The organism is Janthinobacterium sp. HH104, assembly GCF_001758715.1.
Classification (GTDB): domain Bacteria; phylum Pseudomonadota; class Gammaproteobacteria; order Burkholderiales; family Burkholderiaceae_D; genus Janthinobacterium; species Janthinobacterium aestuarii.
Genome location: NZ_LRIB01000013.1, coordinates 395,565 through 412,354, shown reverse-complemented (window position 1 = coordinate 412,354; position 16,790 = coordinate 395,565). Strand labels below are relative to the sequence as shown.

General features: G+C 66.2%; 11 protein-coding genes. 7 read left to right on the top strand and 4 right to left on the bottom strand.

Features of this window, described 5'->3' with window-relative positions; all coding sequences use genetic code 11:
- Nucleotides 1-2,535, bottom strand: coding sequence for an EAL domain-containing protein (locus JAB6_RS02725; RefSeq protein ID WP_070301478.1), 2,535 nt, complete (start codon nt 2,533-2,535; stop codon nt 1-3).
- A 392-nt stretch (nt 2,536-2,927) separates the two neighbouring features.
- Between JAB6_RS02725 and JAB6_RS02720 the strand changes: the two genes are divergently transcribed.
- The 4 genes from JAB6_RS02720 (at nt 2,928) to JAB6_RS02705 (ending at nt 8,678) form a co-directional block, all read left to right on the top strand.
- Nucleotides 2,928-4,166, top strand: a complete 1,239-nt coding sequence (locus JAB6_RS02720) for an efflux RND transporter periplasmic adaptor subunit (protein ID WP_070301266.1) — start codon at nt 2,928-2,930, stop codon at nt 4,164-4,166.
- A gap of 3 nt (nt 4,167-4,169) precedes the next feature.
- Nucleotides 4,170-7,286 carry an efflux RND transporter permease subunit gene (locus tag JAB6_RS02715; RefSeq protein WP_070301265.1) on the top strand — a complete coding sequence of 1,039 codons (3,117 nt, stop codon included), beginning with the start codon at nt 4,170-4,172 and terminating at the stop codon, nt 7,284-7,286.
- Nucleotides 7,287-7,644: 358 nt separating this feature from the next.
- Nucleotides 7,645-8,367, top strand: coding sequence for an MgtC/SapB family protein (locus JAB6_RS02710; RefSeq protein ID WP_034779974.1), 723 nt, complete (start codon nt 7,645-7,647; stop codon nt 8,365-8,367).
- A 2-nt stretch (nt 8,368-8,369) separates the two neighbouring features.
- A complete protein-coding gene (locus tag JAB6_RS02705) occupies nt 8,370-8,678 on the top strand; it encodes a hypothetical protein (RefSeq protein WP_139143255.1) in 309 nt (102 codons plus the stop codon).
- On the opposite strand, the gene JAB6_RS02700 is transcribed toward JAB6_RS02705, so the two are convergent.
- Both JAB6_RS02700 and JAB6_RS02695 read right to left on the bottom strand, forming a co-directional pair.
- Entirely contained in the window at nt 8,670-10,067 is a 1,398-nt protein-coding gene (locus JAB6_RS02700; protein WP_070301263.1) for a cell wall metabolism sensor histidine kinase WalK, read from the bottom strand. The genes JAB6_RS02705 and JAB6_RS02700 overlap by 9 nt on opposite strands.
- Nucleotides 10,060-10,740 carry a response regulator transcription factor gene (locus JAB6_RS02695; protein WP_070301262.1) on the bottom strand — a complete coding sequence of 227 codons (681 nt, stop codon included), beginning with the start codon at nt 10,738-10,740 and terminating at the stop codon, nt 10,060-10,062. Before JAB6_RS02695 ends, JAB6_RS02700 begins: the two co-directional genes overlap by 8 nt.
- Nucleotides 10,741-10,974: 234 nt before the next feature.
- Between JAB6_RS02695 and JAB6_RS02690 the strand changes: the two genes are divergently transcribed.
- Genes JAB6_RS02690 through JAB6_RS02680 form a run of 3 tightly spaced genes read left to right on the top strand, consistent with a single transcriptional unit; the run spans nt 10,975 to nt 16,469 of the window.
- On the top strand, nt 10,975-12,108 hold the full coding sequence (locus JAB6_RS02690; RefSeq protein ID WP_070301261.1) for an efflux RND transporter periplasmic adaptor subunit: 1,134 nt from the start codon (nt 10,975-10,977) through the stop codon (nt 12,106-12,108).
- Complete coding sequence (locus JAB6_RS02685; RefSeq protein ID WP_070301260.1) at nt 12,101-15,205, top strand: efflux RND transporter permease subunit; 3,105 nt, start codon at nt 12,101-12,103, stop codon at nt 15,203-15,205. The genes JAB6_RS02690 and JAB6_RS02685 overlap by 8 nt, the downstream gene beginning before the upstream one ends.
- Nucleotides 15,192-16,469, top strand: coding sequence for a TolC family protein (locus tag JAB6_RS02680; protein WP_070301259.1), 1,278 nt, complete (start codon nt 15,192-15,194; stop codon nt 16,467-16,469). The genes JAB6_RS02685 and JAB6_RS02680 overlap by 14 nt, the downstream gene beginning before the upstream one ends.
- Before the next feature lie 69 nt (nt 16,470-16,538).
- Here the strand turns inward: JAB6_RS02680 and JAB6_RS02675 are convergent, their stop codons facing one another.
- On the bottom strand, nt 16,539-16,736 hold the full coding sequence (locus JAB6_RS02675; protein WP_070301258.1) for a hypothetical protein: 198 nt from the start codon (nt 16,734-16,736) through the stop codon (nt 16,539-16,541).
- Nucleotides 16,737-16,790 lie beyond the last annotated feature (54 nt).

The following is a 16,790-nucleotide window of genomic DNA, read 5'->3' as shown; positions in this document are numbered from 1 at the left end:
CTAATGCAGCAACCTCGCCAGCGCGCTGCCCTCGACTTGCGCGCTGGCAAAGCGCCCCTGGTATTGCTGGCAGCCCTGCCCCCGCAGATACGCGAGTTGCTGCGCCGTTTCCACGCCTTCGGCGATCACCGTCAATTGCAGCTCGCGCGCCATGGCGATGATGGTGGCGGCGACGGCCGTGTCGGACTCGCCCGCCGCGCCGTCCGCGACGGCGGGCAGGAACGAGGGGTCGATCTTGAGTTTGTCCACCGGGTAATGGCGCAGATTGGCCAGGCGCGAATAGCCGGTGCCGAAATCGTCGATGGCCAGCCTGGCGCCCAGCGCACGCAGCTGCGCCAGCACGCCGGCCAGGCGCGCGCCGCCCTTCATCAGCAAGGCCTCCGTCACTTCCAGTTCCAGGCTGGCGGCAGGCAAACCGGACGCGGCCAGCGCTTCTTGTACGCTGAGCAATAAATTATTGTGCAGGCATTGCGCCGGCGACAGATTCACGGCTACGCGCCAGGCATGGCCCGCATCGTGCCAGGCCCGTGCGCGCAAGCAGGCGTGGCGCAGCACCCAGTTACCGATCGACACCATCAAGCCGCATTCCTCGGCCACGGCGATGAAGCGCTCGGGCGGCAGCACGCCCAGTTGCGGGTGGCGCCAGCGCAGCAGCGCTTCGGCGCCGAGGATCTGCCCGCTGGCAACATCGAGCGCGGGCTGGAACTCGAGCACGAATTCATCGCGGCCCAATGCCTCGCGCAAGCCCTGCTCCAGGCTAGCCCGCTCGACGATTTGCGCATTCATTTCGGCATTGAAAAACTGGAAATTGTTACGCCCGTTCTCCTTCGCGTGGTACATGGCGATGTCGGCGTTGTGCACGAGGGTATCGATGCCGTCGCCATCGCTGGGAAAGATGGCCACGCCGATCGAGGTCGACACGTGCAGTTCATATTCGCCCAGCTGGTACACCTGCGTCACGGCATGCAGCAGGCTGGCCGCCACGTGGGCCACCTGGTCGATGCCGCCCACCTCGGCCAGGATAATGACAAACTCGTCGCCGCCATGCCGGCTGACCGTATCGACGCCGCGTACGCAGCGCACAAGGCGCCGTGCCACTTCCTTGAGCAGCAAGTCGCCCACGTGGTGGCCCATGCTGTCGTTGATGTGCTTGAAGTGGTCGAGGTCCAGGTACAGGATGGCCAGCATGCTCAGCTTGCGCCGCGCGGCCGCCAGCGCCAGCGACAGCCGGTCCAGCAGCAGCACCCGGTTCGGCAAGTCGGTGAGGAAATCGTGCTCGGCCAGGTGGCGCGTGTGTTCCTCGTTCTTCTTGCGCTCGCTGATATCGCTGAGGATGGCCAGGTAATTGCTCAATTGCCCCTGCGGGTCGCGGATGGCCGTCAGCGACAGCCAGGCCGGGTAGCGCCCGCCCGCCTTGCGCTGGCCCAGGATGTCGCCTTGCCAATAGCCGTTCGCCTCGACCTCATCCCACACATGGTCGAAAAACGCGGGCGCGTCCGGCTCCACGCCGTGCAACACAAAAGGCTTGCCCAACATATCGTCCAGGCTGTAGCCGCTGATCTCGCTGTACGCAGGATTCATGCTGACGACGCGCTGCTGCGGATCCATCACGACGATGGCTTCGCGCGCATGTTCGACCACCTGTGCCGACAGGTACAGGGCCCGCTCGGCCAGTTTGCGCGAAGAAATATCGCGGATCACGGCATAAAACAGATAGGTGTGGTCGAGCGTGACGGACGTGAGCAGCACTTCGCCCCAGAACAGCTCGCCGGTGCACGTCTGATAGCGCCAGTCGTAGCGGCAGTTGCCGTCGGCGTGGGCTTGCGCCGCCAGCTGCGTGCCGCGCAACGAGGACAATGCGCCATCGGGCTGGCGCAAGGGCGAAAAGTCGCTGAGGCGGCGCCCCAGCAGCCGTGGCCGGTCTTCGCATCGGAACAGGGCAATGGCGGCCGGATTCGCTTCGGCGATATGCTCGTCGCGCAGCAGCAGGATGGCGTCGGCCGATTTCTCGTACAGCTGGCGGAAATTGTCGCCCATTAGCAACAAGGCGCCCTGCGCGGCGCCGTCGTGGCCGCTGGCCGTGATGTCGACATCGACGCAGACCACTTGCCGCACACGCCCGGATTGGATGACGGGAAACACGGTGGAGCAGATGCAGCGCGGCGCGGCTCCGTCTGCAGCGAGCTTCCACAGGCGCGTACTGCGCGCCTTGCCGCTTTCCCACACGGCCGTCAGTTCGCCCGCCGCCGCCTCGGCCACGCTGGCGGCGCAGGGCAGCGCGGCGGCCACTGCGGCCCACGGCTGGCCCAGCGCCAATTCGGCCGCCACGCCATACAGGCGCGCCGCGCCAGCGCTCCAGTAGCGCACCATGCCGTCGCGGTCGATGCCGCGCACGGCCAGGCCGGGCGCCTGTTCGATCGCGGTAACAATGATCGACAGCAAATCGAGCGCCTTGCCGGCCGGCCCCGCCTGCGGTTCGGCCGCGGCCAGCAAACGGCCCGGCGACGGGGCGGCTCCGGCAATCCGATCAGACATCAGGCCCCCTGTGGCGCGGCCGCGCGGCAACCGGTAGGCGTATGGCCTGTCCGGTGGCGCAACCATCCCGACCATTCTTGCGCGCCGGGGAATCGGCTTCTTGAGGATGCGCAAGCATCGTGACGCACATGGCGCGCATGCTGGCCGTGGTCTCCGGTCGCCGTTTTTTGCATTCCAGCCCCGATTTTGTGCAATCTGTCGCATGGCGATGGCGGCCCGGCTTGAATCTTCCTAAAGTGGCAACATGCGCATCGCCGTGAACGGCCGCAGCGGCAGGCGTGCTGTCTGCGGCCGCCACGGTGATGCGCTACCCGAATTCCCCCGGCCTGCCGCAGGCCGGCCGCACCGAGACCTGGCGCCGAACCCCTGCGCCGCTCCTGACTAAAAAACCTATGAAAAACGAGACCCTGCCCCCCGCCTCCCCCCTTGCCGCCACGCGCCGCCGGCGCTGGCGCACGCCCGTCTTGATCCTCGTCGTGCTGGGCCTGGCCGGCGGCGGCTGGACGGTGATGCAATCGAAGCAGCAAGCCGCCAAGGCGGCCGAGCAGCAGGCGAGCAAGAAGAAGGAGCAGGAAAAGACGCCCGTGCATGAACTGGCGCAGGGCGACGTGGCCGCCATCGATGCGCGCGCCCTCAGTATCAGCCTGCCCCTGTCCGGCTCGCTGGCGCCCGTGACCCAGGCCACCATCAAGGCCAAGGTTTCCGGCGTGATCGAGGCAACGACCTTGCAGGAAGGCCAGCACGTAGCCAATGGGCAAATCCTCGTGCGCCTGGACGCGGCCGACCAGCGCGCCCGTCTGACGCAGCAGCAAGCCATGCTCGACGAAGCGCAGGCACGCCTGTCAATGGCCAGCAAGAATGAAGCGAACAGCCAGGCGCTGCTCAAGCAAAAATACATTTCGCAGACGGCTTACGACACGACGCAAAACTCCGTCGACCTGGCGCGCGCCAACGTCAAGTCCGCCGCCGCCATGCTCGACATCGCCCGCATCGCGGTGGCCGACACGGTAATCCGCGCACCGATGGCCGGCATCGTCAGCAAGCGTCACCTGCAGGCCGGCGAAAAAGTCTCGCCCGACATGCCCGTCTACACCATCGTCAACCTGGCCCAGCTGACCCTGGAAGCGCCCGTGCCCAGCGCGGAAATCCCTCGGATCAAGCTGGGCCAGGATGTGCACTTCAAGGTCGACGGCTTCGGCGCGCGCGACTTCGCCGGCAAGGTCACGCGCATCAACCCCACCACCGAGAGCGGCTCGCGCGCCATGCTCGTCTACATCGCCGTCGACAATGGCGATGGCGCGCTGCGCGGCGGCATGTTCGCCAAGGGCAGCATCGTCACCGAGCGCTCGCCCGTGGCGCCGCTGGTGCCCCTGACGGCCGTGCGCAATGAAAAACAGGGCCCCGTCGTGTATGCGCTGGTCAACAACAAGGTCGTCGCCCAGCCCGTCACCCTGGGCTTGCGCAACGAGGATGAAGGCTATGCGGAAGTGACGTCCGGCCTAGTGCCGGGCGCGAAAGTCATCGTCGCCAAGCTCGATGGCGTGAAACCTGGCCACGGCGTGACCTTCGCCGCGCCCGCCGCCGCTCCCGCTCCCGCCGCGCCGGCAGCCGTGCTGGCACGGAAGGACTGAGCCATGTGGATGACCAAAGTCAGTATTCAAAATCCCGTCTTCGCCACCATGGTCATGGTGGCGCTGGTAGTACTGGGCATCTTCTCCTACCGTGGCCTGGGCGTGGAGAGCATGCCCAGCGTGCAGTTCCCGTTCGCCGCCATTGAAGTGAACTACCCGGGCGCCTCGCCCGAAGCCGTGGAAAACGATATCACGCGCCCCATCGAGGACGCCGTCAACACCGTCAGCGGCATCAAGACCATCCGCGCCAACTCGTGGGAAGGACGCGCCGGCGTCTACCTGGAATTCGAGCTGTCGACGAACATGGACAAGGCCATGCAGGACTTGCGCGACAAGGTGGCCCTGGTGCGCCCGCGCTTCCCGAAAGAAGCCAAGGACCCTTTCATCGCCCGCGCCGAAGGCGACAACGAGCGCCCCATCGCCACCATCGTGCTGACCTCCACCGGACATGACCTGCGCGCGCTGTCGACCATGACGGAGCAGATCATCAGCAAGCGCTTCCAGGGCGTGGCCGGCGTGGGGCAAGTCAAGCTGCGCGGCTTGCGCGCGCGCCAGATCCTCATCAGCATGAAGCCGATCGAGCTCAATGCCCAGGGCATCGGCGTCGATGAAGTGATCCGCGCCATCCAGGCCACGAATACCAATTTGCCGGCCGGCTCCATCAGCCATGGCGCGGCCGAGCAATTGGTGCGCGTGGAAGGCAAGATCAAGGATGCGCGCGAATTCGGCAAGATCATCGTCGCGCGCCGCGCCGTCGGCCCCGTCTACCTGGACCAGGTAGCCACCGTCGTCGATGGCGAACAGGAAGAACTGTCGATCTCGCGCATGAACGGCCAGCAGGCCGTGACGATGGAAATCACCAAGGTGCAGGATGCCAACGTGGTGGAAGTGGGCACCGGCATCCTGAAAGTGGCGGCCGACCTGCAAAAGACCCTGCCGCCCGATATCACTCTGCGGGTGCTCGACGACGAATCGGAACGCGTGCAAAGCCAGCTCAATAACGTCAAGCGCACCATCATCGAAGGCGCCGTGCTGACCATGGTGATCGTCTTCCTGTTCCTGCACTCGTGGCGCTCGACCATCATCACGGGATTGACCCTGCCGATCTCCGTGCTGGCCAGCTTCATCGCCATGAAGGCCTTCGGTTTTACCCTGAACTTTTTGACCCTGATGGCGCTGTCCCTGTGCATCGGCCTGTTGATCGATGACGCCATCGTCGTGCGCGAAAACATCGTGCGCCACCTGGGCATGGGCAAGAACCACTACAAGGCGGCCAACGACGGCACCAATGAAATCGGCCTGGCCGTGATGGCCACCACATTCGCCATCGTCGCCGTATTCGTGCCCGTCGCCTTCATGGACGGCATCATCGGCCGCTTCTTCCTGCAGTTCGGCATCACCGTGGCCGTCGCCGTGCTCGTGTCGCTGTTCGTCAGCTTCACGCTCGACCCCATGCTGTCGTCCGTCTGGCGCGACCCCGTCAAGGACCGCTTCAAATACGTGCCGTGGCTGGGCCGCTTCATGGCCTGGATCGAGACGGGCATCGACCGTCTGCACGTCTGGTATGGCAAGGTGCTGGCCCTGGCCCTGCGCTGGCGCAAGACGACACTGGCCACGGCCGTGGCCCTGTTCACGGGCAGCCTGATGCTCGTGCCCATGATCGGCGGCGAGATGTTCCCCGAGACGGACCAGGGCTGGGTCAACCTGCGCTTCAAGACGCCCGTCGGCTCCAGCCTCGAATATACGGATAGCAAAGTGCGCCAGATCGAAACGGCCCTGAAGGAATTCCCCGAGATCGACAGCCTGGTGGCCAATATCGGCACGCCCGATGGACGCAATGCGGCCGAGGTGAACCTGAAGCTGACGGACATCAAGACGCACAAGCGCCGCTCGCAGCAGGAACTGGAAAAACTGATCCGCGAGCGCCTGGCGCCGATTGCCGGCATCACCCTGTCCGTCGGCCAGCGTCCCATCTTCATCGCCATCCTCGGCACGGACGAAGGCAAGCTCGATGCGGTGGCGCACACGCTGATGGACAAGATGCGCAACATCAAGGGCCTGGCCGACATGGAATACAGCCAGGAAGGCGCCAATCCGTCGACCACCGTGAAGATCAATAACGAACTGGCCAGCGACCTGGGATTGTCGGTGCAGCAGATCGGCAATGCCCTGCGCCCGTTTGTCGCCGGCGACACGGTCAGCCACTGGCTGGCGTCCGACGGACAGAACTACGACGTCAACGTGCAGCTGCCCAAGTCGGGCCGGCAAAAGGTGGCCGACCTGGCCGACCTGTCGCTGGCGTCGAGCAAGCTTGACGCGAACGGCAAGCCCGTCATGATTCCGCTGCGCCAGGTGGTCGACTTCGTGCCGTCATCGAGCCCGCAAGTGCTCAAACGCCAGGCCTTGCAGCGCCGCGTCGCGATCTATGCGGGCGTGCAGGGCCGTCCCGCCGGCGACGTCGACGCCGATGTGCAAAAGGCGATGCAATCGATCGACCTGCCGCCGGGCGTGCGCTTCGACGTGGCCGGCAATGCGCAGCAGATGGCCGAAACCATGGGCGGCGCGATGATGGCGCTGGGGATCGCCGTGATCTTCATCTACCTGGTGCTGGCCTCGCAATTCGGCAGCTTTTTGCAGCCGATCGCTATCATGGTGTCCTTGCCGCTCTCCTTGATCGGCGTGCTGGCTGCATTGCTCATTACGGGCAGCACCTTGAACATCTTCTCCGTGATCGGCTTCATCATGCTCATGGGCCTCGTCACCAAGAATGCGATTCTGCTGGTCGACTTCACCAACCAGCGCCAGCGCGAAGGTCTGGGGCAGTTCGAGGCGCTGATGGAAGCGGGCCAAGTGCGGCTGCGCCCCATCCTGATGACGACCCTGGCGATGGTCTTCGGCATGCTGCCGATGGCCATCGGCATGGGCGACGGCGGCGAATCGCAGGCGCCGATGGGCCGCGCCGTCATCGGCGGCGTGATCACTTCGACCTTGCTGACCCTGGTGGTGGTGCCCGTCGCCTACACCTACCTCGATAGCCTGGGCAAGCGCGCCGCGCGCTTCTTTGGCGGCGGCGAGCATGCCCACGCCGATGCCGACGACGCCAAGGCACACGCCCACTGATCCACCGGTCGCCTTCACCGTCCCCGCATTGGCGGGGACGACGCGGCGGCTTCCTGAAGAGAGCTTCAGTTGCCCAAAGCAGCCCCACTGGCTAGACTGTCCCCGTTATCAATGATATGGAGTGACTCGTGGGTGCTTGTTCCAGTGACAGTAGTCGATTGACCATCGGCGATCGGCCTTAGGCAAGACGCGCGCATTCCGCCCGCCTTGCCCTCGGCAAGGTGCGGTTTTACCAGCGGCAGTATTCTCTCGCCGCCACTTCCCCCTCTTCGTTCCACCGTTGTCGTCTGCTGCCCCAATCCGGGCGGATAGTCTTCGCCTTATGCACTCGCCTGTTCCTCCCCAGCCGGGAGAAATAATGGTGGTATTTGACTTTGCGCTGCGCGTTGCCGCGGCATTGACCCTGGGCGCCATGATCGGCGCCGAACGCCAGCTGCGCCAGCGCATGGCGGGCCTGCGCACGAACGCGCTGGTGTCCGTCGGCGCCTCGCTGTTCGTGATGGTTTCCGTACTTGAAGGCGATGCCTCGGGCCACATGCGCATCGCCGCGCAGGTGGTGTCGGGCATCGGCTTTCTGGGCGCCGGCGTCATCATGCGCGAAGGCATGACGGTGCGCGGCTTGAACACGGCCGCCACCCTGTGGTGCTCGGCCGCCATCGGCATCCTGTGCGGCCTGGGCTTCGCCCTGGAAGCGGCCATCGGCACGGGCTTCGTGCTGATCGCCAACCTCGTGCTACGCCACCTGGCGCAGCGCATCAACGCGCACGGCAGCGAAGCGGGCATCGAGACGGAAAGCATCTACCGCGTGACGGCCGTATGCGAGGCGGAGCAGGAAGTCCAGGTGCGCAAACTGATGCTGCGTTTGATCAGCGGCATGCCGGCCCTGATGCTGCAATCCTTGCACAGCGAGGATGCCGCGCACGCGGGACGCATCGAAGTGCGGGCCGACTTGCTCACGCCCCTGTCCAGCCTGGGATTGCTGGAGCAGATCGTCAGCCAGGTGAGCCTGGAAGGCAGCGTCTCGGCCGTGCGCTGGGCGCTGGTCAACAACGCGGAATTTGTCGCCGAACGAGGAGTGTGATGATGAAAAAATTCTTACATTGGTTTGCCCGGCGCGGTCCCGTCGTGGCCACCTACCGCCTGACCGTCACCTGCCCTGCGGCGCAAGCCGATCATGTCGTGCGCCTGCTGCTGGCCGAACTGAAAGGCGCGGGCCTGGCGCCGTCGCAAATGCTGCGCAGCTGGGACGAAGCGCGGCAAGTGGTGCAGCTGATCGCCACGGTGCTGTGCCAGGCCGTGCAGCGCGCCGTGCTGGTGCGCTTCGTCAACCGCGCCGGCGCCTGGCCGCAAGTGCGGCAAGTGCGCTGGGAAGGTGTCGCGTCCTCAATCTGACGCCGGCAGCCGCATGAGGAACAGCGCGCCGCCTTGCGGGCGGTTCTGCGCCTCGATACTGCCACCGTACGCGTGCACGATGGCTTGCGACAGGGCCAGGCCCAGGCCGAAACCGGGCGCCTCGCCCGCGCGCGCCTGGGCGCCACGGTAAAAGCGCTCGAACAGATGCGGCAAGTCTTCCACGCCGATGCCCGGCCCCGCGTCCGCCACGCCGACGCGCGCATGCGCGCCATCGCGTGCCACGTGCACGGCGATGACGCTGTCGGGCGGCGAAAACTTCACGGCGTTATCGAGCAGGTTGGCCAGCACCAGGTCCACGGGACCGGCCGCCACCCGCGCCTGCACGGCCACACTGTCATCGAAGACGATGCGGATGCCGCGCTGCGCCGCCGCCTTTTCCAGGCGCTGCGCGGCCGCCCGCACGAGGGGATTGAGCGCGATGGTTTCCACGGCATTGCGCTCCTGGCCCACGTCCAGGCGTGTGAGCATCAACAGTTCTTCCACCAGGGTCGTCAGGCGTTGCACTTCATCGAGGCAGGACGCCAGCGCATCGACATACTCGGGCGCTTCGCGCGGGCGGCGCAGGGTGATTTCGATTTCCGTGCGCAGGCGCGACAGGGGCGAGCGCAATTCGTGCGAGGCGTCGGCCGTGAAGCGGCGCTGCGCATCGTAGCCGTGTTCCAGGCGGTCCAGCATGGCGTTCAGTGTGTCGACCAGGCGGCCGATCTCGTCCTGCGTGCCGGGATGGGGCAGGCGCTGGTGCAGGCTGGCTTCGCCGATCGAATGCGCCTGGTCCACCACGTCATCGATGGCGCCCAGCACGCGGCGCGTGAGCATTTCGCCGGCCAGCCCCACGGCCGCCAACAAGGCCAGCGCCATGGCGCCAAACAGCACGGTGGCCGCGGCCAGCACGTGGTTGGTGTCGTCGAGCGAACCGGCAACCTGCACGGCCAGGCCCGCGCCGGACGAGGGCACGGGGATCGACACCATGCGCAGCGGCTCTTCTCCAAACTTGGGCAGGGTCTCGAAGACGGTCTCGCCGGCCGCCAGGCGCGCCAGCAGGGCGGACGGCGCCGGCAGCTGCGCCGCCTCCAGGTTGCGGCTGCGCGCCAGCACGCGGCCTTCGCCATCGATGATCTGCACCAAGCGGTCGAGCCGCGTCAATGACGGCGGCGCCAGTCCCGGCGCCACCTCGTGCACCTGCACGGGCTGGCGCGGCGCGGCCGGCAGCATGGCCATTTCCGTCTCGCCCAGCGCCAGCAGGGCCGCATCGAGCTGGCCGTGCACGGCGCGCGACAGGCCCCAGTAGCCGGCCAGCGCCGTGCAAGCGACGATGGCGAGGATGACGGCCAGGTGCACCAGCAGCAAGCGTTTGCGAAAGCTAGCCACCGTTGTTTTCCGCCAGGCGGAAACCGCGTCCACGCACCGTGTGGATCAAGGGTGGCAAGCCCGGCGCATCCACTTTTCCCCGCAAATTGCGCACGTGGACGTCGATCAGGTTATCGATGCCGATCAGGTCCGCCTGCCAGATCTGTTCGGCCAGGCGCGCGCGGCTGACCACCTCGCCCGCCTGGCGCAGCAGGATCAACAGAATCGCATACTCCTTGGGCGTCAGCACCAGAGGCGCGCCGGCCCGCGTGGCCTGATGACTGACGGGATCGAGCGTCAGATCGGCCAGCGCCAGCACCAGCGGGCGGCTGATGTCGGAGCGACGCAGCAAGGCGCGGATGCGCGCCAGCAGTTCCTCGAATTCAAACGGCTTGGTCAGGTAATCGTCGGCGCCCGTATTCAGGCCCGCCACCCGGTCGGCCGTGGCGTCGCGCGCCGTGAGCATCAGCACGGGCGTCTGGATGCCGCGCGTGCGCAGGTCGCGGCAAAAGTCGATGCCCTGCTTGCCCGGCAACATCCAGTCCAGCACGATCGCATCGTAGTCGACGGCGTAGCTTTCATCCTCGCCCTCTTCCGCGCTGTGCGCCACATCGACGACAAAACCTTCTTCCTGCAAGCCGCGGGCCAGCAGACGCGCCGCCTTGCGGTCGTCTTCCACCAGGAGGATTCTCATGCCTGCCTTTCGCGTCGCGCCTTGTTTTCCATGCTGGCATTTTACCGCGCCGCAGCGTGCGCACACGGAACCTGAAGAATGATTCAGGCGTTCTTGGGCGCTTCTTCAGGAGCACATTGCTATGCTTTTCCGGCGCTGTACTGACGCTGCCTGCGCCACCTGCGCCCCTCTCTTGCCCGCATGGGCACGGCATCCACGCATGCCCCATCACCATCAATAACAAGGAAACACGGGATGAACACGACCACCCGCAACGCCCTGGGCGCCAGCTGCGCCCTCGCTCTCGCCTGTTCGGCCCTGGCCGGCTGCGCCAAGCCGACAGCGGCAGCCACGCCGCCCGCCCAATCGATGCACCTGGATGATGGCAGCATCGCCGTCGACAAGATGTCGCCGCTGCGCCAGCGCCTGCAGATCGCGCCCGTACAGGAACAGGAGATCGCCACGCAGACGCAGGCGCCCGGCAGCATCGAGGCGATGCCGGAAAAACTGGTAAAAATCACGCCGCCGCTGGCAGGCCGGATCACGCGCTTGCAGCGTTCACTGGGCGACAGCGTGAAGGCGGGCGAACCGCTGTTCACGCTCGATTCGGCGGAACTGAGCGCCGCCTACGCGGACGACAGCAAGGCCAAGTCCATCCTGCTGCAGGCGCGCCAGGAACTCGAGCGCCAGAAGACGCTGTTCGACGCGGAAATCGCCGCGCGCAAGGAGTACGAAGCGGCCCAGGCGGCCTACGACCAGGCCGGCAGCGACGCCCGGGCCAGCGCCGACAAGCTGGCCCAGTACGGCGCCGACGCGCGCGGCACACGCCGCGCCCGACGCGATTACGTGCTGCGATCGCCCATCGCCGGCACCGTGATTGCCATGGAAGGCGCCCAGGGCGGCTACTGGAACGATATCAACGCACCCGTCATGACGGTGGCAGACCTGTCCACCGTGTGGCTGTCGGCCAGCGTGGCCGAGCGGGACCTGGCGCAGGTGGCCGTGGGACAAACGGCCAGCATCTCCGTCGACGCCTGGCCCGGCAAGGCTTTCGAGGGCAAGGTCGCCTATGTCGGCGCCGTGCTCGATCCCGAGACGCGCACGGTGAAGGTGCGCGTGGCCATCGACAACCGCGCCGGCGCCTTCAAGCCGGGCATGTTCGCCCACGCGGGATTTGCCGGCGCCGGCCGCCGCGCCCTGCTCGTGCCGGCCGCCGCCGTGCTGCAAAGCGGACCATCGACGCGCGTGATGGTGGAACGCAGCCCGCTGCGCTTCGAACCGCGCACGGTGCAGGTGGGCGCCAGCCATGGCGAGCAAGTGGAAATCGTCTCGGGCTTGCGCGCGGGTGAACGCATCGTCGTCAAGGAAGGAGTGCTGCTCAATGATTGACCGTTTCATCGCCACCTGCTGCCAGCGGCGCGGCATCGTCTGGCTCGTGCTGCTGTTCGTCGCCGCCTATGGCGTTTATTGCTGGAAGCAGCTGCCCATAGAAGCCTATCCCGACATCGCCGACGTCACCTCGCAAATCGTCACGCAGGTGCCGGGGCTGGGCGCCGAAGAAATCGAGCAGCAGATCACGATTCCACTGGAACGCGCCCTGCTGGGCACGCCGGGCATGCACGTGCTGCGCACGCGCAGCCTGTTCGCGCTGTCCTTGATCACCGTGGTGTTCGAGGATGGCAGCGACGGCTACTTCACGCGCGAGCGGCTGCAGGAGCGCCTGGCCAGCGTGAACCTGCCCTACGACGCCAAGCCGGGGCTCGATCCCTATACCTCGCCCACGGGCGAGATCTACCGCTACACGCTGGAGTCGACAACACGGTCTTTACGCGAACTGTCCGAGCTGCAGTTCTGGACCGTAATCCCGCGCCTGCAGCAGGTGCGCGGCGTGGCGGACGTCAGCAATTTCGGCGGCCTGACAACGCAGTTCATGCTGGAACTCGATCCCGCAAAGCTGGACAGCTACGGCTTCTCGCTGGCGCAGGTCAAGGACGCCATCAATGCCAACAACATCAGCGGCGGCGGCAGCGTGATCGACCGCGGCCAGCAATCGTACGTGGTGCGCGGCGTGGGCTTGCTGCATACGCTGGACGACATGGGCAACGTCGTCGTCAGCAGCAAGGATGGCGTGCCCGTGCTGGTGAAAGACCTGGGCAAGCTCGCTTACGGCAACGTGGAGCGGCGCGGCATCCTGGGCAAAGACGACAACCCCGACACCATCGAAGGCATCACCCTGCTGCTCAAGGATTTCAATCCGTCCGAAGCGCTGGCCGGCATCCATGCGGCCGTCGACGACTTGAACGCCAACGTGCTGCCGAAGGACGTCAAGATCGTGCCCTACCTGGACCGCAGCTCGCTGATCGACGCCACCCTGCACACGGTGGGATTTACCCTGGGCGAAGGCATGCTGCTCGTCGCCCTCGTGCTGCTGCTGTACCTGGGCAGCCCCCGCGCGGCCGCCATCGTCGCGCTGACGATTCCGCTGGCCCTGCTGATCGCCTTCATCTTCATGCACCATTTTAGGATTCCCGCCAATTTGCTGTCCTTGGGCGCGATCGACTTCGGCATCCTCGTCGATGGTTCCGTGGTGGTGCTGGAAAACATGCTGCGCCGCCGCGAACGGGATCAGGAGCGGCCCCTCACCCTGCAGGACGCCATCGACGCGACCCTGCAAGTGGCGCGCCCCATCATGTTCGGCATGGCCGTCATCATCGCCGCCTATCTGCCCCTGTTCGCTTTCCAGCGCATCGAATACAAGCTGTTTTCGCCGATGGCGTATGCGGTGGGCGCCGCGCTCGTGGGCGCGCTGGTCGTGGCGCTGGTGCTGATCCCGGGCCTGGCCTGGCTGGCCTTGCGCAAGCCGCGCCGCACCTTCCACAACCGCGCGCTGGGCACGCTGGCGGGCGCGTATGGCCGCTTCCTCGAGCGCATGGTGGGCAGCAAGCGCTGGGTGGCGATGGTGTGCGCAGGATCGCTCGCAGCGCTTGCCATCCTGGGCGGCAGCATCGGACGCGACTTTTTACCGTACCTCGATGAGGGCTCCTTGTGGCTGCAGGTGCAGATGCCACCCGGGATCACCTTGGACAAGGCGTCCGAAATGGCCAGCGAACTGCGGCGCGCCGCGCTGGAATTCCCGGAAGTATCGACCATCGTCACGCAGACGGGGCGCAACGACGACGGCACCGATTACTGGACGCCGTCGCACATCGAGGCGAGCGTGGGGCTGCATCCGTACAAAAGCTGGAAGTCCGGCATGAGCAAGCAGCAGCTGATCGCGAAAATGAATGCACGCTTCGCACGCATGCCGGGTATCACCGTGGCCTTCATGCAGCCGATGATCGATGGCGTGCAGGATAAATTGTCGGGCGCGCACAGCGACCTGACGGTGAAAATCTTCGGCAACGATCTCGATGAAGTGCGCGCCATCGCCGGCAAGGTGGCCAATGTTTTGAAAACCGTCCACGGCGCCTCCGACGTGGCCGTGGACGTCGAGCCGCCCTTGCCCAACCTGAAGGTGGAGCTGGACCGCGCGAAGGCGGCCCGCTACGGCATCAACGCGGCCGACGTGGCCGACCTGATTTCCACCGGCATCGGCGGCGCGCCCATCGGCCAGGTGTATGTGGGCGAGAAAAGCTACGACATCGCCGTACGCTTCCCGCCCGCCACGCGCTCCAGCCCGGACGCCATCGCCAGCCTGAAGCTCACGGCCGCCAACGGTGCGAAGGTGCCGCTGGCGCAGGTAGCCACCATCAGCACCACCTCGGGCGAAAGCGTGATCGTGCGTGAAATGGGACGGCGCCACATCATCGTGCGCCTCAACGCCCGCGGGCGCGACCTGGCCGGCTTCCTGGCCGAAGCGCGCCCGCTGGTGGCGCAAACCGTGGCAGGCGAGCACCAGCGCATCAGCGTCGAATGGGGCGGCCAGTTCGAAAACCTGCAGCGCGCGCAAAGCCGTTTGGCGCTAATCCTGCCGATGACCCTGGGCGCCATGTTCCTGCTGCTGTTTGGCCAGTTCCGCAACCTGCGCCAGCCCGCGCTGGTCTTGCTGGCCGTGCCGCTGGCCATGCTGGGCGGCCTGGCCGCGCTGCACCTGCGCGGCATGACCTTGAATGTGTCGAGCGCCGTCGGCTTCATCGCCCTGTTCGGCGTGGCCGTCCTGAATGCCGTGCTGATGCTGGCGCAGATCAACCGCTTGCGCAGTGAGGAGGGCAAGAGCTTGCGCGACGCCGTGCTCGAAGGCGCGCGCGACCGCATGCGCCCCGTGCTGATGACGGCCACCGTGGCCGCCCTGGGCCTGACGCCGGCCATGCTGGCGACGGGCCTGGGCAGCGATGTGCAGCGCCCGCTGGCCACCGTCGTCGTGGGCGGCCTGGTGACGGCCACCGCCCTCACCCTGCTGCTGTTGCCGGCCCTGTATTACCTGATCGAGGCGCACCTGCAAAAACGCCAGACGCATACCGAAGGAGAGACCCATGACACGTTTTAATGTACTGCTGGCGGCCTGGCTGATCGCGCCCGGCGCCTTTGCCACGCCCTTGAGCTTTGACAGCTATCTATCCGCCGTGGAAACGCACAGCCTGGAGCTGCAAGCGCAGAACGAGAGCATCGGCTCGGCCAGGGCCGGCATCGGCATCGCCGGCTTGCGCCCCGACCCCGAGTTCACGCTGGGCGCCACGCGCGAGACCGTGCGCAGCGTCGAGCACCGTCCCATCACGTGGAACCCGGCCATCAGCATGGCCATCGAGACGGGCGGCAAGCGCGCCGCGCGCATCAAGGCGGCGCACAGCAACGTCACGCTGGCCGAGGAAACGGTGGCCGGCTTCAAAAGCGAACTGTACGCCACGGCGGCGGCGGCCTACACGGAAGCGTGCCGCACGCGCGACGTCGTGACGCGCAAGGAGCACACCATGGCGGCCCTGTCGACAGTGGTGGAAGCGAACGTGGTGCGGCGCAAGGCAGGCGACGTGGGCGGCATCGAGCTGCTGCAGTCGCGCGTGGAACGCGACCAGTTCCAGGCCGAACTGACGCAGGCGCGCAGCGAGGCGGACAGCGCCATGTTGAATTTGTCGCCGCCCTTGGGGCGCCAGCTCGATGCGCTGTTTCCGGACGCGCAGCTGGCGTGCGACTTCACCGCGCATGCCGACAAGGATGCAAAGGTGCTACTGCCGCAGGCGCTCGAGGCCCGCAGCGACGTGCGCATCGCCCGCGCCACCGTCGACAATCTGCGCGATGGCGCGGCCCTCGTGCGCGCCAACCGCGCCGTCGACCCGACCGTCACCGTGGGCCTTGCCGCCGCGCGCGGCTACCATGACGGCATCGATGGCAGCGGCAATCCCGTCGAAGGCGCGGCCCGCTCGCGCGCCCTGTCCATCTCGCTGGCCATTCCCATCCCCCTGTCGCGGCGCGACACGGGCGATATCGTGCAGGCGGAAGCAAGTGTCACGCAGGCGATGCTGGCCTTGCGCCAGGCCGAACTGACGGTGGAAACGCAGGTGCGCACGGCGCAGCGGCAATTGCGTTCGGCGCAGGACAGGCTGGCGCGCTACCGCGACGGCGTGCTGGTCGATGCGCAAAAGGTGGTCGATGGCATGCGCCTGTCTTACGTCAAAGGCAATGCGTCGCTGCTGGAATGGCTGGCGGCGCAGCGTTCGGCCGATGAGGCCTACCAGGGCTATGTGCAGGCGCGCGCCGATGCGGCCATCGCCAGCACGCAGCTGCAACTGGCGATCGGCCAGCGGCCGAGCTTGTAGCGGGGAGAAAGTAGAACGAGGAGATACCGGCGCGGCGATGGTGCCGCACCGGTCGTCAAGCATGGGGAATTACTGGGGCTGGGCAGGCGCGTCGGTAGCGTCGTCCGCATCGTCCGCTTCGGGCTCTTCACCCTCGGCACCCTCTTCACCTTCGGCCGGCTTCGGATTGTTCTTCGCTTCCAGCTTGCGCCTGGCTTTTTCCTCGGCTTTCTTCTTCTTTTCCAGCTCTTTTTGCCGTTTTTCGTATTGGAAATTTGTCTTGGCCATTTACTACCTCTTTAGTTTTTAGATGTTACAGATAAGCATATAAGGCACATTATG